A 10,000-nucleotide genomic window follows, 5' to 3' on the forward strand; every position below is an offset into this window, starting at 1 on the left:
CAGTTCAAGGCCCAACTTTAGGCTTTGGCCTGAAGTTACTTGGTGTTTCGCTTGGGTATAGCAGCCAGACTTATCAACTGAGCCTGACCGATGGTAAAAGCTGGCAACATATGGAATGCATCAGCGCCGCAGTGACAGGATCTAAAGATGGTTGGACTTTGGATCTGAGTTTGGGAGAAAAACCCCTCTTCGCTTGTGGAATTCAGGGAAAAGTGAATTCCACTATGGAGCTAAAAGCCAAGTGGAATAACAAACTTGAGGGCATATCCCAACTCTCTGACCGAAAAGTTAGTATCCGTTCATTACATCAGCTCAAAGGCGCAGCTTTTGACAGTCTGGACCCTGTTGGCTATCTGTTGTCAGATCACCGGGGGCCAGTAGCTCAGGTTGAACTGATCAATAGTGGTAAAGTCTGGATAACTCCCTCGTTACCCGGGAATATACAGTTGGAGCTGGCGGCCTTGATGGCAGCTTTGTTATTGTATGTACCAGACAACACAAATGAAGAGTTGTAAATGTTCCATATTGTGCAGATTGACCATGTGGTAGTGAGGGTAAAAAACCTGCAGCTAATGCTGGAGTTTTATCAGCAGGTGTTAGGCTGCACTCTGGAGCGACAGGAAAAGGATTTGGGTTTATACCAACTCAGAGCGGGGTCGAGTTTGATTGATTTAGTGCCAGTGGACCAGCCTTTGGGCCAGCAAGGTGGCGCCGCTCCAGGCTCTGAAGGCCATAACATGGACCATCTCTGTCTGCGTATTGAACCTTTCGAACCACAAGCCTTAGAGCGTCATTTTCAAAACAAAGGCTGCACTTCAGGGCCGGTAGAATCACGTTATGGTGCCGAAGGCAGAGGTCCTTCAATTTATATTCAGGACCCTGAAGGCAATACCATAGAACTTAAAGGACCTGCCGCCAGCTTCTGAGTTGGCATTCCCCGACACGGGAGAAGGCAAACCAGGCCGCCAGCCTGACCTTCTAGCCTGTAATCTGAACTACTGGTTTTTTCCGCAATGCCAGCCAGGCATCCAACGAATACACAATCAGCGCCAACCAGATAAAACCAAAGGTCACCAGCTTCGCTGCCGTCAGAACTTCGTCATAAAGCCAAACCCCAAAAACAAACATAAAACTTGGCCCTATGTACTGGAAAAAGCCCATAGTTGACAGCTGCAGCCGTTTAGCCGCTGCGATAAAGAGTAACAATGGCACTGTAGTGACAAAACCTGCGGCCATCAGCCATAGATTTAAACTCCAGCTGTTTTGGCTCAAATCCGCTGCGCCGCTGTCGGCAAATTGCCACCAGTAATACAAGGCCAAGGGCAATAACAATAGCGACTCAATAAACAAACCAGTAATAGCGTCTATTGCGAGCTTTTTACGAAACAAACCATAAAGCGCAAAAGTGCTGGCCAGTGTTAACGCTATCCATGGCACAGAACCAAAAGTCACTAATTGAATAACTACACCAGTGACCGCCAGCGATAAAGCAAGCCACTGAAATTTACGTAAGCGTTCACCAAGGAAAAACATCCCCAACAACACGTTCAACAATGGATTGATGTAATAGCCCAAACTGGCATCCAGCATATGATGGTTGTTTACAGCCCAGATGAATAAACCCCAGTTACCACCTAAAATAAGTGAAGTTCCCAACAAAGCCAGCACCAATTTAGGCTTAGCTAAGATCTGCTGCACTTTGCCCCATTGCTGCATTGCAACTACGATCAGCACCAGCAATACAAAAGACCAGACCACGCGGTGGATTAAAATCTCCTGTGCTGGCACAAAATCGATCTGTTTAAAGTAAAGCGGAGCTATACCCCACAAGGTATAAGCACCAGCGGCAAAGGCGCCACCGAGTTTTTGTGCAGGACTTAATGTCATTGGTATCACCTTGATCAACCGGAATCTCTGCGGTCAGAGGCGCGCATTGTACTGGATACAGACTAATTAAGTAATGACAACTGACGCAGGAATAAAAGATCTGGCCATATCCCAAAAGAAATTGGCCGAAATCTGGTTTCGGCCTGTCGGCTCAATCTGGCGAGTTTTTGGTTCAGCGGGTCAAAGTTAAAGTTCTGGCATTTAAGTTCTGCACTGGTCTGGAGTTGTTCCCTACAAGCTGATTCAGTTGTTTTAACTGCTCAGCCGACGCTTCAATAGGAGTGTTCAATACCAACCAGTGGACATTTTCAGTGCAGGGTGGCGTGGTTAATGACCCCATGTAGTGATAAAAATGTTTTTCCGCAGGCATTAAAGCGAACAAATCCAGCGCCGAATTTTGATCTGCTACAGTTTCATCTTTTAGTAAAGGCACCTTTTGCAATAGCTGTTGTAAGGTGGAATTCGTTGTTCCCTGCTGAACAAAAACTCCAACGACAGCTAACTGACCGTCCGCGTCACTATGGACAAAATGCAATTCCATCGGAAAGCTTTTGCCGTTCAGATGATGTTCGCTCGGGGTGTGGAAATGGAATTGTTTCAGATTATAGTCTTGTCCACCAAAACTCATATGAGCTGGCGCAGCGCTGACATCCTGTACCAGGGTGTGACCATTATTGGTCAGCTTTAAAGGCTGAGCCGCGTAGTTCAGTTGGGGGGCGGAGAATTTAGCAATCTCAGCCCCAGACAACTCAATAGGAGATTGTTGCTTGCCTTTTTTGCAGGTGGCAAAATCTAATTCAAGATTGCCCCACTGATCAGGTCCGGCTGCACCTTCATACCCCCAATGGCTTTGATGTTGCTCAGCCTGAGTAGTAAAAGCACAAGCCAGAACCAACAGCGGAAGAATTTTTCTCATAAAAACACACCTGTTTTATAAAAATGAATCAAAAAACATTTTGTCGCTGATTCAAGCCATTAACGGCAATTGAAACCTTTTCACCGCACCATCCAGAGTTCCCGCCATTGCAGTGAGTTGCTGACTGGCAGTGGCAACCTGAGCGACCAGCTCAGCATTGTGTTCAGCGGCCTGGTGCACGACACTCACACTGACGTTAATCTCTTCAATGGCGCTGCTCTGCTGCTCTGCTGCACTGGCAATTTGCAGACTCATACCACGAACTTTATCTATAGATCCGTTGACGTTTTGCATCAGTTCACTGGATTGGCTGGCAAATTCAATGGTTTTACCACCCAACTCGCTGCTTTGCTGCATTTTCAGCACTGCCTGATGAGCACTCTGACGGAAAGTGCTGATCATCGCCTCGATTTCAGTGGTCGAAGTCTGAGTGCGCTGAGCTAAATGCCTGACTTCATCCGCTACCACGGAAAAACCGCGGCCCTGCTCTCCCGCTCTGGCGGCTTCTATTGCGGCATTTAACGCCAGCAAATTGGTTTGATCTGCTATGGCTTTAATCACAACCAATACAGCACCTATGTTTTCACTGTTTTTTTCCAGTTCAGATAAAGAGGCTGCGCTTTCTGTCAGACTTTGCACCAACAACTCTGTACTCTGCACAGCCTTAGTATTAATAGCCTGGCTAGATACGGAGCTCTGGGCAGCTTCTTCGCTGGCAGCATGTGTAGTGGCCACACTTTGTGCCACCTCGTGCGCTGTAGCCGACATCTCATGCATCGCAGCGGCAATCTGCTCCATTTGCAAACTTTGTTGCTGAACATTGTCCTGCACGCCATGACTACTTTGAGCTAAAACTCCGGCAGCGCCGGAAACTTCAACGGTTGAGCGCTGAACTAATATCAGTAACTGCGCCAAATCTTTTCTGGTTTGCTCCATCAATGTCAGCATTTCGCCTATTTCAGCTGCCTCATCTGCGACCACTGGCGTATTCAGGTTGCCGCGTTGCAATTCTCTGAGCGCCGCCATAGCTTTATGCAGTCCCCGCTGAATAGCTTTACGGGTAGCACGGCTCACCAGCAGAGAGAGCAAAATAACCAGAACCGCAGCGACAACCACCTGCAATTCCAGAGACCGGGTTAGCCCGTCAATATTCTTAATTTCCGCTGAACTAAAACTTTCGACGTTTTGTAACAGAGCTTTTACGTTTTGCATTAGTTGTTGATCAACGGAAGCCAACCTGGCTTCCAGTTCGGTCGCCTGCTGTCTGGCTCCGGCTTTATGGATCAACTGTTCAGCAATCGAAGTCCATTCCGACGACATAGTTTCTATTGCCTGCAATAGCTGCATATTTTCCCGCACCTGCAGCAGTTGTTGTGCTGTCATAGTAGCCGAAGCTTGCAAGTAAGGCTGAGCAGCACTGAGGGCTTCTTTTAGCTGCTGTTGGTGCGATAAAAACCTTGCCTTAGTACGCTGAAACTCATCCATTGACTGCTGTTGCTGAGTTGGCACAAAACGTAACTCTTTCTGCAGTAACATTTCCTGCGCGTATTGCAGCTCAACCACCTCAGTCAATTTCTCAATGGCAGGGTTATCTCTGTTGACTACCTCACTCAGGTGAGTCTCAATCTTAGTCAGGTGAATAAATACAAAAGCTGTCATGGCTGTCAGGCCTATACATATCACGCTAACAGACAACATCAGTCTTTGCTTGATTGACAGTTGCATAGTGCTCCCCCTTCCTCATCAGAAGTCTTATCTATATAAAGCGGGCCCCTTTCATGCGGGCACGAATTAAACAGTGGTGATAAACCTGCTTTTTGTTACAGACTCACGGCCTCGCTGATTTGATCGCTACTACCGATATTTTAGCACAAAACAGTTTCATTATTATCATTTTGTCCTTATTGTCAATATTAAATAACCAATAAATGATAAAAACAAAACTTTCGTTCGTAAAATAAATACAGCTGCTGATCAGGTATAGCTGAAAGAAAAACAAGTGAAGGGAAATAATTTAGTCAGGTCTGGTCAGGCAATGACTAAGTATCAGCCGACCAGATAAGTGCCAGTGCCCAAGGCTATGTGAGTGCCCTGCTCATTGTGCAGCTCCATGCGACAGACACAGACTTTATTGCCAGTGCGGATCACCACAGCTGTGGCGATGAACTGCTGGCCGCGGCCTGGTCTCAGGTAATCAGTGCGAATATCTATTGTGCTCATTTTGCCAAGCTTCTCACCCAGCTCGACGTCCGCAATATCGCCCAGCCGGGTTAAAGCACTGGACACCGCCATTAATCCGCCCACCACATCCAATACAGAAGCTATTACGCCACCATGTAAAATTTGTTGTACCGGATTGCCCACTAACTGGCCGTTCCAATCAAACCTCACTTCGGCTTGTTGTTCGTCAAAACGGGTAACTTTTAAGCCCAATAACAGGTTAAAAGGCATTTGATCAAAGGTTTCGGCGATAAAAGGCAGCAACTGATCTGAGCGCATAGGATCCTCGACTTAACTGGTAAGAGCAGTAAGCAATCTACTCCAGCGCAGCCAATGACACAATGCCCAAGACAGTCTTGTCACTTTTGATTACAATGCGCCAGTTTTTTCATTACGTAGCACAGCCCTTTGCCTCAACTATTGTTCGATACCTTAAAACAAGCTTTTGGTTACAGCCAGTTCCGTCATGGACAACTGGAGGTGATCCAGGCTTGCCTGAGCGGTCAGGACAGTTTTGTTCTGATGCCAACAGGTGGCGGAAAATCGCTGTGTTATCAGTTACCTGCTTTATTGTTACCCTATGTAACTGTAGTAGTGTCGCCTTTAATGTCACTAATGAAAGATCAGGTCGACGCTTTGCAGGCTAATGGTATAGCGGCTGAATTTATTAACAGCAGCCAAAGCCGTGAAGAAATTCATGATGTGATCAGACGGTTACGTCAGCAGCAGTTAAAACTTTTGTATCTGGCGCCAGAGCGGCTATTACAACCTGACTTTATGTCACGCCTGGCGGAAGTAGGTGTCAGTTTATTTGCGATAGACGAAGCGCATTGTATTTCACAGTGGGGTCACGATTTCAGACCGCATTACACTGAACTGGCTCAGCTCAAACACTACTTCCCATCCGTGCCTATGATGGCGCTGACAGCCACTGCAGACCCTGCCACGCAAAAAGACATCAGCCGCCAACTCAACCTGCAACAGCCTTATGTCTCTATTGGCAGCTTCGACAGACCCAATATTCGCTATACAGTGCAGGAAAAATTCCGTCCTCTGGAGCAGGTTGTGACCTACCTGAAACAGCAGGAGCAGCAAAGTGGCATTATTTATTGCGCTTCACGCCGTAAAGTGGATGAGCTGGCCGAACAGCTGACGGGTAAAGGTTTTCAGGTGGCGGCTTATCATGCAGGCTTAACCAATGAGCAACGCAATGCAGTACAGGAAGCCTTTAAAAAAGACCAAATTCAGCTGATTATCGCCACTGTGGCTTTTGGCATGGGCGTGAATAAATCCAATATTCGTTTTGTCATCCATTTTGAACTACCGCGTACCATCGAAGCCTATTATCAGGAAACAGGCCGCGCTGGCCGTGACGGTGTTCCAGCCGAAGCTTTGATGCTGGTAGACCCTGCCGATATAGCCCGGATGCGCAGCTGGATAGAAAAAGACGAAAACAACAGTAGAACCGAAGTGGCATTGCAGCGCTTTAACCAAATGGCAGCTTTTGCTCAGGCGCAAACCTGCCGGCGTTTAGTCTTGCTGAACTATTTTGGCGAATCCAGCCAGAAACCTTGCGGCAACTGTGATATTTGCATCGACCCACCCAAGCAATTTGATGGCACTGAACTGGCCAGAAAAGCTTTGTCCTGCGTGTATAGAGTCAACCAGAGTTTTGGTATGAATCATGTGATAGACGTACTGCGTGGCAGCCAAACCAGCCGTATTCAGGAGCTGGGGCATGACAAACTATCCACTTACGGCATAGGCAAAGACCAGTCACATGACTATTGGCTGAGTATTTTGCGTCAGTTGGTGCACTGTGGTTTATTGCAGCAGGACATCAGCCAGCATTCGGTGCTGAAGCTGCAAGAAGCAGCCAGGGCTGTATTGCGCGCGGAACAAAGTTTGCAACTGGCTGTGCCGCGTCTGGTGCAAAGCAAAGCCAGTAGTAGCAAAACCACAGCGCCACAAAACTATGACCGTAAGCTATTTGCCCGCCTTAAAGTGCTGCGTAAAGCCATAGCTGAGCGCGACGACGTGCCACCTTTTGTCGTATTCTCAGACGCCACCTTGATAGAAATGGCTCAGGCTTGCCCAACCAACAGCGTGGAGTTTTTAGCCATTAGTGGTGTAGGCCAAACCAAACTGGGCCGTTATGGTGCTGACTTCCTCGATTTAATCAGCGACTATTTAGCTGGCGATTGAGCGGGCAAGTTAGAAAAATAAGCGGCTAAATCCAGAATATCAGTATCAGAGAGACCTGCTGCCATAGGTGACATCACAGCATGTTTACGCATCCCATCACGATAGGCTTTGATGGAGGTCTCCAGATACTTCTGTTTTTGGCCTGCTAAGTTAGGGTAGTCAGGTAGCACCGAAATACCTTCTGTTCCATGACAAGCAGAGCAGACTGCTGCTTTGGTTTTACCAGCAACTGCATCCTGCGCTAAAACTGGTAGTGCAAATCCGACTAAAACTAATAAAATCAAAGGCGTAACTCGCATTTTTGTTATTCTCCCTGACGCTGGACTTAGATTTATTTTTCATATGTTTTTTCCATTAAAGACCTAAGTACTTGTTTATACAAGCCAGATTACAAAATTCAGCCCAAGCCACCAGCATATAATCAAGAAACTTTCAATTGCAGGGCTGTAACAAGCCTTCGCCTCCCCGAAACATAGATTCACTAAGTAACTGGGCTGAGAGGCCCAGTCAACAAAGCTGCAGTTTCAAGTACAACGGCTATAAAAAGCACTTGAGCTGTGTGGGTGCAGCAAGGACAATGGGCCATTATTGTTTTGGGGTTTGTTATGCCACTTCTTTTAAGTTCCACCTATGCTTCCGGCTTGCCTGATTTAGTCAGTGCTGTCGCCGTGACTCCTTTTGCAGAGCCAAAACTTCTGGCATACAGTGCTGACACTGCGGCTTTGTTACAGATCCCTGCTGAATTTTTTCAGCGTTCTGAGGCTGCAGATTACTTAAGCGGCAAAATCCTGTTTGACGGTAGTCAGCCGATAGCACAAAAGTATGCTGGCCATCAGTTTGGTCAGTACAACCCTGAATTAGGTGACGGCCGTGGTTTATTGTTAGGAGATGTCAAAGCGGCAGATGGCAAAAATTACGATTTGCATTTAAAAGGGGCTGGCCGAACTCCTTATTCACGTTTTGGCGATGGCCGCGCTGTATTAAGGTCCAGCATTCGCGAATTTTTAGCCTCTGAAGCTATGTATCATTTGGGAATTCCTACCAGCAGAGCGCTTAGCCTGGTGGGCAGCACTGAAGCTGTGCAACGTGAAACCATAGAACAGGGTGCCATGGTGATCCGCGTCTGTCCCAGCCATATCCGCTTTGGCCATTTTGAGCATTGTTTTTACACTGGTGATAAAGATCAGCTCCAGCGCTTGCTCAATTTTACTGTGCAACAGCATTTCCCGCATTGTTTAAACGCAGAAAACCCGGCTTTGGCTATGTTGCAACAGGTGGTCGTTCGCACAGCAGAGCTGATTAGCCAATGGCAGGCTGTGGGCTTTAATCATGGCGTGATGAATACCGACAATATGTCAATATTAGGCCTGAGCTTTGATTATGGCCCTTATGCCTTCCTGGACGATTACGAACCTGGTTATATCTGCAATCACTCCGATCATAGTGGCCGTTATGCCTTTGATGAACAGCCTGGCATAGGCTTGTGGAACCTCAACGCGCTGGCCCATGCCTTATCACCTTTGATTGAGGTCGGGGACTTACGTGCCGCACTGGCTTTGTATGAGCCCACCCTGGTCAGTCATTACATGGCATTGATGGGTAAAAAACTTGGGCTTCAGCGCCAACTCGCGACAGATCGCGCTTTAATAGGGCAATGGCTGGCGTTATTGCAGCAACAGAAGCAGGATTACACCTTAAGTTTCCGCCGCCTGGCTGATTTTTCGGACGACGCACAAGGTTCATCCATCCGTGATCATATGCTGGATCTGGAGGCTTTTGACCTGTGGGCGCAGCTATACCGTGCGCGATTGACAGAGGAGTCTTCTACCTCAGAAGAGCGCAAAGAACTGATGAATAGTGTGAACCCTTTGTATGTCCTGCGTAATTATCTGGCTCAGCAAGTCATAGCAGCAGCAGAACAGGGTGATGTAGCGCCTTTGCATGAACTCATGGGGGTGTTACAGCAACCTTACCAGCCACAACCCGGTAAGGAAGCCTTTGCCGCTCCTCCGCCAGATTGGGGCAAAGGCATGAATATCTCCTGCAGTAGCTAACGGAAATCGCATGAATCACAGCGTTATCAATAGTTTTATTGTACAGACTGAACAGAAACAACTGCTACTTACGCCTTTATGGCCAATGCGGTTTGAACAAGTGCAAGAATGCAAAAACTGGTTTATCCAAACTGCCATTCAGACTGGAACTTTAGCCTATGGCGCAGACAGGGTTGAACTGGGTCTGAGCTTTGCTAATGAATCTTTTACTTTTTGTTACGAAGACTATAGTGAAAGTTTTTGGGTCACAGCTGACAGTGCAGGCAGCGCTATGTTACTGTCAGAATTAGCAAATGAATTCAGCACTTTGAGGATTAAATGACGGTAAAACTGCAGCATGGATTAAAGCTAGGGTGGCTGATGCTGCTGATGTTTTGCAAGGGTGCTTTTGCTTTTCATGCTCAGGTGAATAGTTTTGATAAACAGCTGTCCCGGCTCGAACTAGGTCCGAATTTATACTTCCAGCAAACCCATAAAGCTCTGCCACTGGAAGAGCTGATTTTTGACCCCGAACGACATCATGCATTTCGGCTGGTCGCCGACTATAAAAAAAATCTACAAAGCGCCGATCAGTCACTTTGGCTATTCACCCGTTTGCATTACAAAGGCCAGACCCCGATTCAGACGCTGATCCATTACGATTTCCCCTTAGCTGATGTTATTCAGGTTTACAGCTACAACAGACTAAAAAATGATTTGCAGCTGGTAAGTAGCACTG

10 protein-coding genes and 1 pseudogene are annotated in these 10,000 nt (G+C 47.2%); 6 read left to right on the top strand and 5 right to left on the bottom strand.

Annotated elements, in window-relative coordinates; all coding sequences use genetic code 11:
• A partial coding sequence (locus LDL40_RS10835) for a hypothetical protein (protein ID WP_300995376.1) occupies positions 1-515 on the top strand: 515 nt, incomplete at its 5' end.
• Positions 516-926, top strand: coding sequence for a VOC family protein (locus LDL40_RS10840; RefSeq protein ID WP_300995377.1), 411 nt, complete (start codon positions 516-518; stop codon positions 924-926).
• Between the two features lie 52 nt (positions 927-978).
• Here LDL40_RS10840 and rarD read toward each other — a convergent pair whose 3' ends face one another.
• From rarD to LDL40_RS10860, 4 genes are all read right to left on the bottom strand, one after another.
• Positions 979-1,887 (bottom strand): EamA family transporter RarD, encoded by a 909-nt coding sequence (gene rarD, locus LDL40_RS10845; protein WP_300995378.1) that lies wholly within the window; start codon positions 1,885-1,887, stop codon positions 979-981.
• Between the two features lie 172 nt (positions 1,888-2,059).
• On the bottom strand, positions 2,060-2,803 hold the full coding sequence (locus LDL40_RS10850; protein ID WP_300995379.1) for a carbonic anhydrase: 744 nt from the start codon (positions 2,801-2,803) through the stop codon (positions 2,060-2,062).
• A 51-nt stretch (positions 2,804-2,854) separates the two neighbouring features.
• On the bottom strand, positions 2,855-4,528 hold the full coding sequence (locus tag LDL40_RS10855; RefSeq protein WP_300995380.1) for a methyl-accepting chemotaxis protein: 1,674 nt from the start codon (positions 4,526-4,528) through the stop codon (positions 2,855-2,857).
• A gap of 321 nt (positions 4,529-4,849) precedes the next feature.
• Positions 4,850-5,302: a thioesterase family protein gene (locus LDL40_RS10860; protein ID WP_300995381.1), complete on the bottom strand. Its 453-nt coding sequence runs from the start codon at positions 5,300-5,302 to the stop codon at positions 4,850-4,852.
• Between the two features lie 129 nt (positions 5,303-5,431).
• Between LDL40_RS10860 and recQ the strand changes: the two genes are divergently transcribed.
• The gene (gene recQ, locus LDL40_RS10865) at positions 5,432-7,228 is read left to right on the top strand and encodes a DNA helicase RecQ (RefSeq protein WP_300995382.1); all 1,797 of its coding nucleotides are present in this window, start codon (positions 5,432-5,434) and stop codon (positions 7,226-7,228) included.
• Here recQ and LDL40_RS10870 read toward each other — a convergent pair.
• The gene (locus LDL40_RS10870; protein WP_300995383.1) at positions 7,210-7,527 is read right to left on the bottom strand and encodes a cytochrome c; all 318 of its coding nucleotides are present in this window, start codon (positions 7,525-7,527) and stop codon (positions 7,210-7,212) included. The genes recQ and LDL40_RS10870 overlap by 19 nt on opposite strands.
• A 306-nt stretch (positions 7,528-7,833) precedes the next feature.
• On the opposite strand from LDL40_RS10870, the gene LDL40_RS10875 reads away from it, so the two are divergent.
• The 3 genes and pseudogenes from LDL40_RS10875 to LDL40_RS10885 form a co-directional block, all read left to right on the top strand.
• Entirely contained in the window at positions 7,834-9,282 is a 1,449-nt protein-coding gene (locus tag LDL40_RS10875; protein ID WP_300995384.1) for a YdiU family protein, read from the top strand.
• A 10-nt stretch (positions 9,283-9,292) separates the two neighbouring features.
• Complete coding sequence (locus LDL40_RS10880; protein ID WP_300995385.1) at positions 9,293-9,604, top strand: DUF3630 family protein; 312 nt, start codon at positions 9,293-9,295, stop codon at positions 9,602-9,604.
• Positions 9,601-10,000 (top strand): annotated as a pseudogene (locus LDL40_RS10885) (diguanylate cyclase); the annotation flags it as partial. The gene LDL40_RS10880 and the pseudogene LDL40_RS10885, both read left to right, overlap by 4 nt.

The organism is Rheinheimera sp., assembly GCF_020217005.1.
Lineage (GTDB): Bacteria > Pseudomonadota > Gammaproteobacteria > Enterobacterales > Alteromonadaceae > Pararheinheimera.